The sequence below is a fragment of the Psychrobacter sp. AOP31-B2-9 genome (assembly GCF_052378005.1).
GTDB lineage: Bacteria > Pseudomonadota > Gammaproteobacteria > Pseudomonadales > Moraxellaceae > Psychrobacter.
Genome location: NZ_JBQSXG010000067.1, coordinates 1 through 17,562 on the forward strand (window position 1 = coordinate 1; position 17,562 = coordinate 17,562).

Here is a 17,562-nt window from a genome sequence, read left to right on the forward strand (position 1 = left end):
AAATCACCAAGACAGGTGTGGTTTGATTATTATCGTCAGGCTGCGTAATTAAAATCTCCCAAGTTTATGTGTACGGATTTGACGGCAGGGGTCACTCTTAATGGTTGGCAAGCACATCAAAGAAAATAATCAAACGGCGATATTGGCAGGGGATCTCAATGATGTAGCATGGTCAAAGACGACGCGTCGTTTTCAACGTATCTCGGGGCTACTTGACCCACGTATTGGTCGACATTTTATCAACACCTTCCATGCTGACTATCCCTTTTTACGTTGGGCATTAGATCACATTTTTCATAGTGCTTGCTTTACCGTCGTAGATATTCAGCGACTACCTTCTATTGGCTCAGATCATTTTCCTGTGATGACAACACTACAGTACGAACCAGAAAAAACCAGTCAACAAGCGCAAAATACACCGACTGCCGAAGCAGAAGATATTAAAGAAACAGAAAGTAAGATAGAAGAAGGGAAAAAAGAAGGAGAAAAAGTTTCAAAGGAGCATGCAGAAAAGCAGCCAAATTTAGGCTAATAGGCTGTCAGAATTTTGAGTCATAATGTTTTCAGAGCTTCTTTAAAAACGTAAGCATATGCTTACGTTAATTAAGGTCTTTAACCTCTAGCCGTAACAAGTCAACTGTCTTACAATACAGCCATCAACACAAGGATATGTAAGGATACAGTGTTGAGAAAGTATCAATAAAAAGAGCAGGTTACCTGTTATTTTGCAAGATGCTTTTTATGACTTAGGATGAGTCAACATGGAAGAGATAATAACAACAACATGAAGCGTTAAAGCCTCGAACCAATCGCCCTAGGTTCGGGGCTTTTCTTTGTGAGGGCGTTGACATAGCTTATGATTGTTGTCGTACATAAATAAAAAAAAGGGTATCTGTATAAACAGGTACCCTTTTTTAAAAAGTTATTCATGCTGTTTACATATAAACAGACTATCCAAGTATTTGGATATAAGCATCAGCACGTAATTCTTGTAACCAGTCTTCTTGGGCTTGTGGCGCTAAGCGTTGGTAAAGAGCTTGGCGTGCCATATTGCGACGATACTGCTCACTGACATCTTGCTGACGTTTTTCATCTATTTCTAAGATGTGCCAGCCAAACTGGGTCTTAAAAGGAGCAGAGTAGTCACCAACTGCTGTGTTCTTCATGACAGCTTCAAATGGCGCAACCATGTCTTTCTCACTGACCCAATCAAGATCACCACCACGACCAGCTGAGCCTGGATCGTCTGAGTAAGTCGATGCTAAAGAAGCAAAGTCAGCACCATTGCGTAATTGTTCGTATAAATCATTAATTTTTTGTTCAGCAAGTGCATCAGTTTGGAGTTCGTCAACTTTAACCAAGATGTGACGAGTCTTCCACTGAGGAATTAGCATGGTATCACTGACTTTTTTGTCAGCCAGCTTAATAATGTCGATACCTTCAGGAGTGACTAACGGCTCACTGACATCGCCAATATCTAGTTGAGTGATTTGACTAGATAGCTCTGTGGGTAGTGATGCCGCTTTGTGAAAGCCCATATCGCCACCTTGTAAAGGAATGGGATAGCTTCCTTGGCTAGCGGCAACGGCTTCGGTAACATTGACATTCGGTGTGAGTAGACGAGCGCGTAATGTTTCTGCCACTTTTAACGCTTCTGCGCGCTGTGCTTCTGATAGACGGCTATAGTCGTCCATATAAGGAACCCGTACATGAATGGTTTGATATTCACTTTGGTTCAAGCGCTTGGCTTCCGGTGAAGCTAAAAACGCATCAATATCCTGTTCGCTAATGCGTACACGTTCACTGATTTGGCGTTGTTGTAAAGCTTGAATGGCGGCATCTTCGATTAGTTGAGCACGCAGAGCAGCATAGCTACCAGGTCTCGCTGCATCTAAGCGTTGTTGTAATTCCGAGATGCTATTGAGCCCTTCTGACTGTGCGATTTGGCTAAGGCGCTGATTGATAGTTGTTTCGTCAGGATTTAGACCGACGCGCTTGACCATAGATAGCTGTAACTCGCGCAAAATGAGCGCATTCAATACGTCAGACTGTAGCTTCGCTGAGTTGGTGATTGGCTCGCCAGCAGCTGTAGCACGTGATTGAGCTTGTGTAATAGCGGCAATCAAATCACTTTTTAAAATGGCACTTTCATTGACTAATGCAATGATACCGTCTGTGCTATTGGCTGGTGTCAAACGATCTACGGCGCTTTGTTCCGCAGTAGCTGTGGTATTAGCTGTTTCAGGCTCTACTGTTGCAGCTTGGGTGTTAAGACTAAGCAGAAGACCTACGCTCGTACCCATAGAAAAAAATACAGCACGGCTGGTTTGACGTACAGAAAAAAATCTCATGATGCTCCTCATCAATGTCATCGCATCGGATGGTAGTTGGTCAACCATATTCAGCTTATGTTAATAAGCATATACTGAATAATCTTGTCCAAAATAATATCACGTAACTATGTTGTTGTTACGTGAACAATGGGTTAGGCCGACTTTGTTTGGTCACTTATTTTTAATTTTTTTGGCTAAAGCACTAAGGTGTGTCGTTAATTAGCACATTTATAATGTTAATATTTGCGGCGAGTCATTGCTTGTTTGGCTGCAATTTTCTTTATTGCAAGCCTTGCAATCTAAATGACGACACGCGCTAGTTTTTCCATGCAGATTGAACAGTATCAAAACCAAGTATTTTCTCAGAAAGCAAGCTGGTTAAGCTGCTATTACCACTGCCAAGACCACTAAGTCTGATCTCTGCCATAACTGCTTGTGTAGGCTCGTCGGTAACATCTAAGTCATTATAGTAACGACGACCATAAACAGCAAAGCCAAAACAGCAATCTTCATAATCAATACCAACAAGGGTATCAAGCATTCTGCTATTACGGTAATCATATTGACCTTGTGTCAATACGCGCCATTTATTATTGATAGGAAATATGGCAGATGCAGTAACGGCTGATAATGGCTGCTGATTGGTATTGCCATCACGTTGGCGTTTTACGAAACCGGCACTAAATAGGCTGTTTTCAGTTGGCTGATAGCGTAGCTCGGTTGTGATAAAGTTTAAATCATAACTGTTAGTTAATGCACCATTTACATCGACCCAAACATTATTGTAGGGCTGAACACTAGCATCCCAAACCATGCCTGATGATGATGTCGTAAAAATAGGCTCGTCGTCGACCAGTGTGACACGACCATCGTCGATGTAAAACTGCTCTGCAATACTACCATCAAAACGTGTCACACCCGTTGCATCGATGTAACGATAGTTAACACCAGGCGTCACTGCATGCAAATCTTGCAAGCGATCATGCCCTAAAAACCAACTGTCTGAAAATAACTGCTGATAACTGATTGAAGCAATACTGGTATTAAAGTTGGGAATGTCGTTTTGGTCTTCGTATGGTGCATAGGTGTATTTCAATCGTGGGCTGAGAAGCTGATAGCCACCCATCGTATCGTCAAACGCTCCAAATGGTGAGCCAGCTTGGTAAAAAGTTAATCCTGCATCAATACTGGCTTGTGGCACAAATACCGATTGACTGCCATCCTCTGCACTTAAAGAGTTGTCTTCTAGGCTGTCTTCATCGTATGCAGTGTACAGATGTTGTAGGCTAAGCTCAGGCTTAATATAGCCCCAAGAAGATTCAATCGGATACGTGGCGCTAATTTTATTATAAAGTCGTGTACCGCTTTTTTCGGTCTCGGAGCCATCATCGATAGATTTTTTAAAGTAGGCTGAATCACTAATACCGGTCACTTCAATGTTACTGTTCGTGGGTATGCGGTAGTTGAGTAATAGTTGTGGCAGGCGAGAATAAGGTCTATCTTTATCTTCTAGCTCATCGCCATCACTGTCAAAAGCATCAAGTGTTTGAAAGGTTTCGACTTTTAATTCACCAGTGACATAATCATTATAATAATTGAGTCGAGCGCTTCTCGGTAAATTTACCGTACTGTCAGATAAACCAAACGTATCAAAGTCATCTAAATAGTCTGAATCTGATACGTAGTTGTATTCGAGATCGCCACTCAAACGTGGAATGCTCTTAGACTCCCATGTGTGATTATAAAAAAGACTGCTGCGGTCTTCATCGTTATACTCATTATCATTAGGCAGGTATGCTGCATTTATAGTACCTCCGCCATAATTTTCGGTCAAATAGCGAAACTCACCTGATACCATTGGATTTCGATCAGTATAAATATGAGTATTGAGCGTAGCATCATAATTGGGTGCTAAGTTCAAATAATAAGGGACTTCAACTTCAAGACCACTATCACTATCAAAGCTAGCACTCGGTACTAAAAAACCACTGCTGCGACGGCTGTCTATGGGAAAGTTAAAATAAGGCAGATAAAAGACTGGTACATCAGCGACACGGAAAGTTGTATCATAGGCTTTGCCTCGACCTGTTTCGGTATCTAAATCAATGCTTTTGGCATCAAACTGCCATTTGCGATTCATAGGTGGGCAGGTACTGAACATAACCTCGTCTAATTCGTATTGACTGTTATTGGGTCTGTTTAAACGTTTTGCATAGCCGTGTGCTTGCATATCAACACTAGCAAAAGCAACGTTGTCAGCGGTTGATTGGCCCGTTTCGGTGTTGTAATTTAAACTGTCTGCGATACCAATAATACCACCTTGTGATACTGTTTCACCGAAATTGGCTTGAGTATTATTCAAGGGGTTATTTGACGCAGTATTGCCTACTTTCCTTTGTCCAGTCGCTTGGTCAGTAAACATGACATTGCCTTGCGCTGCCGCCACACTATTCTTCAAATCTAGCGATATTTTCTCGGCTTCTATGTGTTGGGTACCTTGATTAATAATAACATTGCCTGATAGTTCGGCATAATCAGCATTGTCATAATAACCATAGTCAGACTCGGTAAACAGCGGAGCTTGATTGTTTGTGAGACCGTTAGCGGCACCAGATTCTCTTACGGCACGCTGATAGTTAGGATTGTTTTTTGGGTAAACCCACTGGCCTTCACAGCGTTGCGCGCTATCAACAGTGTGGGGTAATAGCTGTAAGTTTTGACCTACTTTTGGAATCGTTCTTGGCGTAGGTGTCAGTATGAGTTGAGAATCATTTGTTTCGACGTTTTTCGTATCATCAATATCGCTAGGTATTGGTACTTCAGTATCAGGTGTCAGCTCATAAAACTCTGCCAATCGCATTAGGCTATCTTGAATGCTCTCATCACTCATATCAATCGTATTAGTCTCAGAGGTAGTTTCAGACGCGCTTGTTTCATTGACCGGTGTAGCAGGAGTACTTTGGTTGCCATCCAAGAGGTCTTTATTCAAAGAGCTGTTTTCTACAGCATTACTATTATCAACAGGGTTAGTTAAAGTGGTGTGTTCGCTAGCAGGCTGAGCGGCAGTACTTGCTTGTTGATACTCATTGTTTTGAGAGGCGGTTGCTTGATTATTGTTTTTATAACGAATGTTATTATAATCAGGGTTTTGGTTGATACTGCTGTTGGCGTTAGGCGCTGCTTTAGTGATATAACGTGTACTACTATCAATGAGGGTTGGTGCAGTAGTTTGTGTGTCAGCATCACTGAGTGCAGCATTAACGGCTAGGCTAGATAAGCCTAACGCACCAAATAATATCACACGAATGCTTTGGTAAAGCGGAGAATATAACAAGGGCACACCTATGATTGCAGAGCCTATTGGATTGCGATACTGATTTTAGCAGCCGCATTATTGAATAATATATAGTCGCTAATAACCGACCAAAAAATGATTCATGGATAATGTAATCTCAAAAAATTGGACGTTTTACATATAATGACGACTAATCATAGTCAAAAAAAACCAAATCAGCTACACTATTTACCAAAATTCACCATATAGGCCAGCTGTTTTTTAAATGATAGCCGTTATGATGGCTCAAGATTTCACCATTTTAACAAGGTTTTGCCTGACTTATCACTACTTTAATTGTTTACGATTTATATTCAACCTGCGATGCCCATTATGACTGATAAAATTATTTTAGAGCCGAACCTGACTGAAGCCAATACCAATAATCGCCTACAGCAATTAGCGAGCTGGTTACAGCAGGTGTTTGTAGGTCAAGCGTTTAACTTAAAAAGCCTACCTGGAGATGCTAGCGCCCGTCAATATCACCGTATTCAATTACTAAAAGAGAATGATAAGGAAGTATCGCGTTATATTGTCATGGATTCTGCTGACGAACAAGATGCCATGCGCCAGTTTATTAACGTGACTAAGTTGATGACGCCGGTCATTAATGTGCCAGAGATTATCGCACAAGATGTGACAAAAGGCTTTCTAGTGTTACAAGATTTTGGTGCGGTAGAGTTTGCCCATTTGCTCGTTCAGGCGACTCCCATACAAGTTGATAAGTATTATCATTTGGCCATGAAAACGTTGGTTGCCCTACAAACAGTGCCTGTCGAGACGGCCAAATCTCAGCACCAGCTGCCGGATTATGATACGGCGTTATTAGATCGTGAAATGAATCTGTTTAGCGAATGGTTCGTACCTTACATTGGGATAGAGCTGAATCAGACATTATGGAATGATTTAAAGGCAGCATTGATACAAGAGATTTTGCAGCAGCCACAAGTCATCGTTCATCGTGATTATCACAGCCGTAATCTCATGCAAGATCAAGCCGATGATGCGCGCTTAGGTGTGATTGATTTTCAAGATGCGGTCATTGGCTCTTATGCTTATGACTTAGTGTCGTTGGTACGGGATGCCTATGTCGACTGGCCAAAGAGTCAGATATCTGGCTGGATTGGTGATTTTTGGCAGTTGCAACAACAAGCAGGATTGGCAACAGCCGCTAGCGCACAACAGTTTGAAAATGATGTCAATGTGATGGGCGTACAGCGTCATCTAAAAGTATTGGGGATTTTTATCCGCTTGTCTGAGCGTGATGGTAAAGACCGTTATTTAGCAGATATCCCCAAAGTCATGCGTGATTTGATGTTTGAGCTAGAGTGGCTGAGTAAGCATGGTAATGAGGATTTACAACAAGCACTTGTACCATTTAATACTTGGTTAATAGATATAGTGTTGCCAGCATATCAGCACAAATTTGTGCAACAGTACATTTAACGATATTTATTACATTAGATTTCATTACCTTATATAAGGAACATGCATGTCGACATCTACAATCACACAAGCAATGATTTTGGCCGCTGGTAAGGGTACACGTTTGCGCCCGTTAACGCTTGAAACGCCAAAGCCTTTAGTGGAAGTCGCTGGCCAACCACTGATTGTTTGGCATATCAAAGCATTACAAGCGGCAGGCATTACTGATATTACCATCAATGCTTCATGGTTGGCTGATAAGCTGATGTCGACATTGGGTGATGGGTCACAATATGGTGTGAAGTTGCATTGGTCAGTGGAGGGTGACGAGCCTTTAGAGACGGCGGGTGGTATCTTTCAGGCGTTACAGTCGGGCAAGCTGCGCGATGAGCCTTTTATTTTAGTCAACTCTGATATTTGGACGACTTACGATTTTACCCAATTGCAAGGCTATACACTGGGCGCGGATCAATGTGCGCACTTACTACTGATTGACAATCCAGCACATAACAGTGGCGGAGATTTTGCTATTAATAACGGACTTGCCAGTGAGCAGGCAGTGGGCGATGCAGACAAATATACCTTTGCAGGTATCAGTGTGATGTCACCCAGATTGGTGGATGGATTGGTATCAGGTCAGCCAGCGGCATTAGCACCACTACTTAAGCAGGCAATGCTGAAATTTCAAATTACTGCTGAGGTCATTGCTAATAACTGGGTGGACGTTGGTACACCAGAGCGCTTGACGCAGGTAAATGAGTTCATTGACAGTCATGGTGCTAATGATCATTTAGGCGCATAAACTAGGGTGTGTCATTATTTTTGAGATGAAGGTATGCCTTAACAGTTTTCTATAGAAATAGACATAAAAAAGCAGCATCGATAATCGACGCTGCTTTTTTATATAGTAATGCGTGTTAAACGCCCATGGCGAGCTTAATTAATTGTGCAATCGTAAACACCACTAAAAAACCTGCCACATATAAGCCAATAAACCACGCCCATTGTGTTTGTTTCTTACTAAGAGTTTTCATGTTCATCTCCTATTTGTGTGTCAATACGCTTTTAAAACTCAGTATGGCTACAGCTGAGAACAGAGTAGCCAGTGACTGTTCTATCAATTCACATAGTCATTAATACATATGCTCATGATCCGTCTTACCTTTAAAGGTATAATATGCAAAAGCGGTATAACTCAAAATAATTGGCAGCATAATAACCGCACCAATCAACATAAAGGATAGAGACGTATCGGCTGCAGCTGCCTCATAAATCGTCATTTGATACGGTACGATATAAGGGAACATAGCAGAACACACGCCAATATAACCCATCAAAAATAGCGCAACCGTCAATAAGAAAGGGCGATATTCACGTTCAGTATTTAAGTCTTTATGCATAATAAAGAATAACACCATGACGATAATAGGCATAGGAGCCAGATATAAGAGACCTGGCAAATGGAACCAGCCATCGAGTGCATTGATATCTGAAAAATACATAAAAGCTGTCACGACAATCATCGCGACGACTAAAGCAGATAGCATCAAGCCAGAGACTTTGCGTGCCCAAACTTGTAGTTTGTGTTCTGTTTTGATAATAAGCCATGTAGAGCCAAGCAACGCATAGCCGATAATCATGGCAAAGCCGCAGACGATAGAGAAAGGTGTTAACCAGTCAAACGGCCCACCGGTATATAGGCGATTGCTTGCCTCAAGTCCTTGTACTAAGGCCCCAAGCATAATCCCTTGAGAAAAACTAGCAAGCACTGAACCGACAAAAAAGGACGTGTCCCAAACATGACGACGTGTCGAGGATTTAAAGCGAAACTCAAATGCCACGCCGCGCAGGATAAGACCAAATAACATCGCCGTTACAGGTAAATAGAGACCCGTCATAATGATGCCATAAGCGACTGGGAAAGCGGCAAACAAACCGCCACCACCCAATACCAACCATGTCTCATTACCATCCCAAAATGGCGCGATAGAGTTCATAATGCGGCTACGATTTTTATCGGAGCCAGCAAATGGGAATAAAATGCCGCAGCCTAAATCGAAACCGTCTAATAAAACATAGATGAAGACAGCGAGAGCAATAAGTCCGCCCCAAATTAAAGGTAAGTCTAATACATCACCGTAGTTAAACATTAGCGTAACCCTCCTTCATCGACGTCATCTGCTGGCTTATCCAGATCTTCTCTAATCTTTTCACCAGCATGCGTGTCACCAGTCAACGTGCGACCTTGACCTTCTGTGACAGAGTGCTCATAAAAGTTATCTTTGGCAGGATCTTCATAAGGTTTTGGCCCTTGAGCGATCAAACGTAAGATATAGAAACTGCCTGCGCCAAAGACAAAGATATACAATATGATAAAGCCAATTAAGGTTGTAGCGACTTGCTGAGCCGCGAGTGGTGACATGCTTTCAGCAGTACGTATCACACCATAGACAGTCCATGGTTGGCGACCCGTTTCAGTGACAAACCAACCGGCTAGCAAGGCAATAAATCCAAGTGGTGTCATCATCATCCACGCACGGTGAAACCAGACACTTTCAGGGTTGAATTGCTGTTTTTTGAAATACTTATAGAGACTGAATAAGCCGACCATTACCATTAATGTTCCGATAGCAACCATAATACGGAATGCCCAAAAGACAATGATGACCGGTGGTTGATCTTCAGGCTCCCAGTTTTTGAGACCTTTGATTTCACCATCTAATGAATGTGTCAGAATCAAGCCAGAGACGTAAGGAATCTTAACTTCGTATTTATTGGTTTGGTTCTCTTGGTCGGGAATCGCAAATAAACGTAAGGCTGCGCCGCGCTCATCTTCCCAAATACCTTCCATCGCAGCCACTTTGGCTGGCTGATGCTCTAAGGTATTTAAACCATGTTCATCGCCAATCAATACCTGAGCTGGCGCGACAAAAATAGCCATAACCATCGCCATACTTAGCATGACACGACCATGTTTGCGATGCTCGGTATGTTTTTTTGATTGAAGATAATAAGCACCGATACCACCAATGACAAAGGCAGTGGTCAAAAATGCTGCTGTCATCATATGAGCATAGCGGTAGGGGAAAGACGGGTTAAAGATAATCTCTAACCAGTTGGTTGGGTATAACAAGCCATCAGCGCCCATCATAAAGCCCTGTGGTGTTTGCATAAAACTGTTAGCAGCCAAAATCCAAAAGCCTGAAATCAGTGTACCGATGGCGACAATAGCAGTTGAGGCAAAGTGCATGCGTTTGCTAACACGTCCCCAACCAAACAACATAATACCTAGGAAAGAGGCTTCTAAAAAGAAAGCTGTCAGTACTTCATAAGCAAGTAGTGGGCCTAAGACGTTACCAGCTTTGTCAGAAAATACAGCCCAGTTAGTACCGAACTGGTACGACATGACAACACCTGATACAACACCCAAACCGAAGACGACGGCAAATATTTTAACCCAGTGCTTGTAAACTTCAGCATAAATAGGATCGCCAGTCCGTAACCAACGGAATTCAAGTACCGTTAGCCAGCTAGCTAGTCCGATAGAAAAAGCAGGAAATACAATATGAAATGAGATAACAAAAGCGAACTGGATACGCGCGAGTAACAACGCGTCCATCTGATCAATCATAAATGCAGCGAACATAAGCGCTTACCTTTATTTGTGAGCTAAGTAGCGAAAGCTTCCATGATACGCCCAAGTAACTGTCCGCAATATATTGTATGAGCATCGCGGTCAATAATAAGATTTTTTTAGCTGTGAATATTAGCGAGTTAAATCGTTCTACTTACTCTATTAGCAAAACCATTCAACTGAATAAATAATTTATATCCATACAAATTAAGAAATAATAGTTTTAAAAAATGATAGTTCGTTCAATTGCTGTTGCTTTATTATGCGCTTGCATGTTTGTGGTCACAAGTAAGGCCATGTAGCTTATCCTTACTATTAAATGTAAATTAGTAAGAATAAGTTAACAATTTATGATGCTTGAATATGTTTTGTAATGAGATATAAAAAGAGAGGTTGTATTGCACCCAATGCTATTGTTTGAGCTGTTGATGCAGTATACGCCTTAATGTCAGAATAGTTTGAGGGTTTTCTTGAATACTGTGACCGCCATTAATGACAGTTTCAGAAGCTGCGCCATCGAGGTGGGCACTGGTGTAGGGTACGATGCCATCAGATAAGCGCTCCGTCAGTGCTTGGCTGATGTTTTCATCAATGGTGACAGCGGCAACAAGTGGCGTGGCTGTGCTTTTGGACTTCATGGAGATGTTGTTTGCGCCAGCAGTTTGATTATTTGTTTTTGCCGCTTGAGACAAATCAATTCTAGCCCCACCTGGCTGCATTTGCGCCAGCCCTTTAGTGATGTCGGCATCATTATTGGCAATAATAGAATGGTAAGTAACGCGATCATTGATAGGGAGGTCTTTGGTTAATTGTATAAAGGAAGATTTATCACTGAGTTGGCTGGCGCCATTTTGTAAATATAGAGCGCCTAACGGGTTTTCTGCTAAATCGCCTTGCGTGGCAATCGTTGCTAAGTTTTCAGTGACTGTTTTTACCAAACCGACTGGCAAGTAAACAATGCGGCGTAAGGCACGTGTGAACCAGCGATCTGCATAGTCAGTACCACGAAATGGCGCCGACAAAAAGACAGCAGTATCGACTTGTGGTAATGCCTTTAGCTCGAAACGTTCTTTTAATTGCGCTTCTCCAAACGAGGCCTTGAGCGCATCAAGGATCCTATGTTTTTCACTATTAGACAGTATGTTTTGAACATCGAGATTGTCCAAGTCATCGATCAAGTTCTCATCTGAGAGCATCATACGGCCGATAACGGCACCCATACTATGGCTGATAATGACGCTGTTTTTACTGGCACGATTGATGCCTTGAGGGTCGGTCTGTTGGTAAGTATTTTCGATTAAACGTTGGATTTGATAGCGGTTTTCTAAAATAGGTAGGTTGGTTGGATAAAATATCTGCCAAACTTGATAGTTATCACGTAACGTTGCATCATTGAGAATATCGTTGGTTAAGTTTACCCAAGTAGCAGGGCTAGAGGCTAAGCCATGCAGCATAATTAGTACACGTTTATTGGGGTCATAAGGTTCGAGCATAAACAACTTGGGTAGTCTTTCTTCTGGTTGGCTAGTGATTAAGTTTAAATAGCCGACACCATCTAGTTGGTTTTCTGACAGCCATAAGCCGTAGCCAGCCGAGAAGTTGGCAGCCAGCGGGTAGCTACTATTAAGGATGTTGACACTGTCACTTTGATACGGGTTATATAGATGGATATCAAGCTTACGACTGCTTAGTACATCTAGCACACTATTGCCACTGGGTTTGATCAAACCCGTTAATAACAAGTGTCCAGTAGGATAAATTCTAGAGCTTGGCTTGCTATCTTCTATAGCAACGTCGGTTTCATCAGTTTTCTGGTCTGATAGTGATGACTCCAATAACTGGCGAATCGTGGTGGTATAGCGGTCATCTAATGACGCGACCAAACTGATGCCTAAGCCTGGACGCTTACTGATTGAGTTAAGTCCCGAAAGGCGTAATTCGTAGGTCGATACCAAATCTGCTAGAGCAGAAGTTTGCTTATGCGCATTTTGTAGATAGCTGTTTTCATTGGGCAAATAAATACCAAGATCATAGTCGTCGATTTGTATCTCCATGACTTTGATTTGGTCAGTAGCCTTGCCTGTTAGAGGCGCACGGTTAGCTATCGCGGCTTGGGTACTGTTATCACGCTCAGTGGAGGCTATTGGTAAATGTACTATTTTTGGATGACCCATTAGTTTGTCTGAGCCATCAGATGATTGATACAGTTGAGTGATGACGTCGTTGCTAGCGGCGTTGTAGATATCTTGGGTTTGAATGTCGGTATCATTTGGAATACGGCTTTGTGTGCTGGTTTGGCTTTGGTCTTGATCGGCACTGTCAAAGTCATGTATCAAACTGTCATAGAATAAATAGGTATAGCTGTACTTAACGGCATCAAATAACCGTTCTTGATAGTTGGTTAAGCATCGACTGGTATTTTCTTGTTGGGTTTTGGCTTCTTTTTCACTTAGAGGTGCATTGGCATAATAAGGGTTAAGAGGTGGGCGGGCAAGGGCATTGCGGCAATCTTGAGAATCAGCAAGCTGGCGCGCTTTGGCATAGTGTAGTTCAGAAAAAGTGGCCAGTGCAGGACGGTAGTGTTGATTTAGAATGCTATCAGCAAGCTGAGTCAGACATAAGTCAAACTGCTGTATACACGCTTGTTCATTGAGTCCCGCTGATAGTAGTGCCGATGCAGTATCACTGCTGAGCTTATTATCAGTGACGATATTGCCACGTTGAGCACTAATGGTTTTTGCGGAGGCTTGCTTATTTACTGACACTGTATTACAGGCAGGCAATAGCGCCATGATTGTTATCAATGCCACTGAAGTGATGGATGTGTTTTTTTTATTAGCGTACGTTACCATATTTTTGATAGGGCTAACGAAAGTCATATTTCAGTCCAGTGAGTTATAAAAGTAAGGGTGATCAAGTCGATAATTAATAAGAATAAGAAAGAGTGTGGCTAAAAAAGAGTGTAGCGCAACTTTTACGATGAAACTGTTTTATTTCAAGTTGCGCAAGTTTGTATCTGCTTGTAGTAAAGCTGCCATCTGTTGTGAGGACAGGTGTAATAAACATAACTCATTATTTTATTAACAGACACAAAAAAGCGTCTTCATTTTATATTGACATAATATCGATATAAAACGAAGACGCTTTATGAGCATATTTTTAGTATTAGCACTGATAATGCTCTTTTCTGTATCGCAAATTTTTGCAATACACCTTAATTAATAAAACACACTCTAAATAAGTTTAAGCACCTGGTTTTACGTTGATGTCAGGAGCTGCTATATCCCAAATATAGAATTTACCTTCTTCAGCAAGTTTGATTTGCTGAGGGATAATGGCGTTGTTAGGGTTTTCGCTTGCTAAGCGACGCAGGCGATCTAACGCGTTATCACGGCGATCACTCAATAAGTCTGACTGTGCTAAGCTTTGCTCGGCTTCGGTATATCCTAAAGATACTGCTTTATCTAAATATTTTTTACCTTCTTTAAAGCCACCACCTTCTGACAGCATCATCCCGTATAAAAAGTTGGCTTCACCGCTATCTGGTTGCAGCTTGATGGCTCGGTCCACATACTTACCACCACGTATTGTATAGTCTGAACCCAAATCTAGGTTACGTCCCATACCGTTAAGCTTGGCAGCACGTATTAATACATCAAAAGATGCATTTGGTGACAGAGCATAAGGCTCGATCCACTCTGCCAATACTTTGATTTTTTCACGTGTGTAATGACGTTGTGAGCGGTTAGGAAAGTTGGGTGGATAATGACGGGCGTTCGGTGATACATCTTCGATAAAATCATCGAGCAAGCTTACGTCTAATTGGTCGCTATTCGAGCCGTTTTGTTGTGGAATTAATACTGTCGGTACGAAACTGATATCTGATATCTGTACTTTTGGTGTTGGAACATTAGCAAGTTGGCCGGTGCTTAGGTCAATACCATCGGCAGTCATAGGGCCCGGTTCATAGACACGAGTCGTTCCTGTGAAGTCAGGTTGTGTAGTAACAGGTCTAACGGTTTGTGGCTGTGCAGAACTCATGGGAAAACGGTTTGGTTGTGGTGTGACTGACTCTGTGTCAGATGAAGTAGTAGCCGCTTTAGGCTGAGCAAGACGAATAACACGTTTACTTGAATCTATAGCACTAGGCGCTGATGTGGCTGCGGCATTTGTCTCAGCAGCATTAACAGGCGCTGATAGTAAAATGGCGCATGCTGTGGCCAGTGCAGTCAAGGTTGCCAGCTTGGGCGACTTAGTAGACACATTGCTAGAGAGAGTTAATTGGTTCGTGGCTTTCATAAAGATGGTTACCTTAGTTATTTAGTCGTTATTTAGCAATAGAATGGTCATTGAGTGATGTTCTTGCTGCAAAATCGTACAAATTTTTCATACCGTAGCAAATTAAACTTAACGCTATCAATAGTAGGATTGTTAATGGTGACAATTATAAAAAATAAGTCGCGGTATTGTCGTGATATTGAGGGACGTTTTCAGTTCAATCAACGGTGTTTACCATGACAATTTTTTATGAATTTGTCTACTATTACAAGTGATAAGCAGTGGCTTTCATACGATTGGCCATCCAACGCATGGTATGACGTACAGGCGGTGACAATGCGGCACCGCCACTCTCTAATGCAAGCTCACGATGGTGTAGTTCTTCGATATCCATTTGTGCCAGTATTTCTTTTGAGCGTTGGTCGTGTTTTGGTAGCTGTTGAATATGATCTTGTAAATGTTCGCTGACTTGTGCCTCTGTCTCTGCAACGAATCCCAAGCTAAATTCATTAGAAATGGCACCTGCAACTGCACCAAGACCGAAAGACATACCGTACCATAGTGGCGTAAAGACACTGGCATGGCTACCAAGCTCATCCAAACGAGTCTCACACCAAACCAAATGATCGACTTCCTCTTCGGCAGATTGCTGCATGGCTTGTCTGACACCGTCATCTTTGGCAGCAAATGCTTGTCCGTGGTATAGCCCTTGCGCGCATACCTCACCAGTATGATTGATACGCATCAGTCCTGCGACATGTCTTGCCTCAGTAATGGTTAGCTCAGGAATATCGTCATTACTGACCGGCAGTGGACGGGTGCTGGGGTTTGAATGTGGTACGACAGCTCGTAATGCCTTATCGACTCCGATTAATAGTTGGTCGATTTTAGATAAGGGACGCAGGGCCATAATTCACTCCTGATGGCTTTGAGTACAGTCAAAAAAGCATTTGTTTTTTGTCGGTCTGTTTTTGTTGGTTTATGATAGTACTGACTTGATGCGCATTACTATAGCAAACAATCTAAATTATCAGCACGAATATTATCGATTCAATAACATATTAGCCATGCCAAACTCGTTTAGTCTATCATGCATAGTGCTTGTATTTGTTACTTATGGAGCTACTTCATCATGTGCTTGAATCACAGCACTTTTGATATGTTTATTGAGTTTGATATATAAAAAAGCACCAAATATAATATTTAGCAATCCTGTCACCAAGAATAGCTGTGGTAAGTTTAAGCCTAATGAGTTTAAGATAACAATCGAAAAAATCGCCGAAGTGACCATAAATATTGCATTAAAAATATTATTAGCGCCAACAATGCGTGCTCGATGACTTTTAGGAGAGTAAGCTTGCATAGATGCATATAAAGGTACGATATATAACCCACCACTAAACCCCAAAAAGAACAAGTCAGCAAAGACTCGCCAACTACCCTTTATTCCAAACAAGTCACTGATCCCAAACAGCACATCATTATTTACATTGATATTTAGTCCTGATAGCGACAAATACAAATCGATTGCAAAAATACTCAAGCCAGCAATGCCAAAAGGTAGTAGACGCAGGCTTACTTGGTTTTTGGTCAGTGATTTACATAATAGTGAACCAATCGATACGCCGACAGAAAATAGTGTGAGTAGGAAAATCACGACTGACTCATCGCCATGCAAGATGATTTTGCTAAACTCTGGTGTTTGAGTCAAAAACGTTGCGCCATAGAACCAAAACCAGCTGTTGCCAAGAATCACAAAGAATAAAAAAGGCAGCGAATATAAGTAGCGTACTGTGGTCAGGCTGGTGGTAAAGATATTCCAGTTGATTTTTAGGTTAGGCTGCATCGCTGGCATGGTTGGGATATAACGAGCTGCCAAGTAGCCTAAAACTGCGACCACCAAAACAGTGGCACTTATCCAGTAGAGTGATTGTGATAGTTGTGTGAGAACACCAGCGATAATCATTCCGAGTAGGATAGCCAGTGAGGTACCCATTTGAAATAGACCATTGGCACCAACAAGTTCGTTTTCCTTCATTGCTTGTGGCAAATAAGCATATTTAATTGGTCCAAAAAATGTCGAGTGTGTGCCCATCAAAAACAACGCCACAAATAGTAAGGCGTACCATTCAAAGATGAAACCAACGGCAGCAACTGCCATGATGACCAACTCAAGAATTTTTATAAATTGTGTTAGTTTTGATTTTTCAAATTTATCCGCAATTTGTCCAGCCAGTGCCGAAAACAAAAAATAAGGTAAGATAAATAACATCGCAGCTAAGTTGTTTAAAATACTGACTTGTACACCTAACTGACTAGCAGCGGTATAAGTCAGTACCAGTATAAGTGCTTGCTTAAAAACATTGTCATTAAATGCGCCTAAAAACTGGGTAAAAAACATGGCGCTAAAACGACGATGCTTAAATAACTGAAACTGATTTGCCATGAAAATTCCTACAGGTGAGTCGCGGCTGATGGGTAGAAGAGAGAAGTTGAGTGCGGTTTTTTAATACAGAATAATTATAGGTGGTGTTCTAAAAAGTATGCTGGCATCAGAC

At 41.8% G+C, this 17,562-nt stretch carries 10 protein-coding genes and 1 pseudogene; 3 read left to right on the forward strand and 8 right to left on the reverse strand.

The features are described 5' to 3' along the window. Window positions 1–82: 82 nt before the first annotated feature. Window positions 83–532: pseudogene (locus ACT3SX_RS08900) on the forward strand (endonuclease/exonuclease/phosphatase family protein); the annotation flags it as partial. Window positions 533–950: 418 nt separating this feature from the next. On the opposite strand, the gene ACT3SX_RS08905 reads toward ACT3SX_RS08900, so the two are convergent. Together ACT3SX_RS08905 and ACT3SX_RS08910 are read right to left on the reverse strand one after the other, a co-directional pair. Further along, on the reverse strand, window positions 951–2,351 hold the full coding sequence (locus tag ACT3SX_RS08905) for a peptidylprolyl isomerase (protein ID WP_192991900.1): 1,401 nt from the start codon (window positions 2,349–2,351) through the stop codon (window positions 951–953). 298 nt (window positions 2,352–2,649) lie between these two features. Further along, window positions 2,650–5,667 carry an LPS-assembly protein LptD gene (locus ACT3SX_RS08910; RefSeq protein ID WP_442061942.1) on the reverse strand — a complete coding sequence of 1,006 codons (3,018 nt, stop codon included), beginning with the start codon at window positions 5,665–5,667 and terminating at the stop codon, window positions 2,650–2,652. 333 nt (window positions 5,668–6,000) lie between these two features. Between ACT3SX_RS08910 and ACT3SX_RS08915 the strand changes: the two genes are divergently transcribed. Together ACT3SX_RS08915 and murU are read left to right on the forward strand one after the other, a co-directional pair. Continuing rightward, the gene (locus tag ACT3SX_RS08915) at window positions 6,001–7,113 is read left to right on the forward strand and encodes an aminoglycoside phosphotransferase family protein (protein WP_442061939.1); all 1,113 of its coding nucleotides are present in this window, start codon (window positions 6,001–6,003) and stop codon (window positions 7,111–7,113) included. A 46-nt stretch (window positions 7,114–7,159) separates the two neighbouring features. Then, window positions 7,160–7,894: an N-acetylmuramate alpha-1-phosphate uridylyltransferase MurU gene (murU, locus tag ACT3SX_RS08920; protein ID WP_442061937.1), complete on the forward strand. Its 735-nt coding sequence runs from the start codon at window positions 7,160–7,162 to the stop codon at window positions 7,892–7,894. A 331-nt stretch (window positions 7,895–8,225) separates the two neighbouring features. Here murU and cydB read toward each other — a convergent pair whose 3' ends face one another. The 6 genes from cydB to ACT3SX_RS08950 all read right to left on the reverse strand — a co-directional run bounded on the left by cydB (window position 8,226) and on the right by ACT3SX_RS08950 (window position 17,450). Then, window positions 8,226–9,242, reverse strand: coding sequence for a cytochrome d ubiquinol oxidase subunit II (gene cydB, locus ACT3SX_RS08925; RefSeq protein WP_442069903.1), 1,017 nt, complete (start codon window positions 9,240–9,242; stop codon window positions 8,226–8,228). Further along, a complete protein-coding gene (locus tag ACT3SX_RS08930; RefSeq protein WP_442069901.1) occupies window positions 9,242–10,738 on the reverse strand; it encodes a cytochrome ubiquinol oxidase subunit I in 1,497 nt (498 codons plus the stop codon). The genes cydB and ACT3SX_RS08930 overlap by 1 nt, the downstream gene beginning before the upstream one ends. 398 nt (window positions 10,739–11,136) lie before the next feature. Continuing rightward, window positions 11,137–13,605 (reverse strand): esterase/lipase family protein, encoded by a 2,469-nt coding sequence (locus tag ACT3SX_RS08935; RefSeq protein WP_442063258.1) that lies wholly within the window; start codon window positions 13,603–13,605, stop codon window positions 11,137–11,139. 364 nt (window positions 13,606–13,969) lie between these two features. Then, complete coding sequence (locus ACT3SX_RS08940) at window positions 13,970–15,025, reverse strand: tetratricopeptide repeat protein (protein WP_442069899.1); 1,056 nt, start codon at window positions 15,023–15,025, stop codon at window positions 13,970–13,972. 244 nt (window positions 15,026–15,269) lie between these two features. Then, window positions 15,270–15,908 (reverse strand): 2-polyprenyl-3-methyl-6-methoxy-1,4-benzoquinone monooxygenase, encoded by a 639-nt coding sequence (gene coq7 / locus ACT3SX_RS08945; RefSeq protein ID WP_442069905.1) that lies wholly within the window; start codon window positions 15,906–15,908, stop codon window positions 15,270–15,272. A 210-nt stretch (window positions 15,909–16,118) separates the two neighbouring features. Beyond that, entirely contained in the window at window positions 16,119–17,450 is a 1,332-nt protein-coding gene (locus ACT3SX_RS08950; protein ID WP_442069897.1) for an MFS transporter, read from the reverse strand. Window positions 17,451–17,562 lie beyond the last annotated feature (112 nt).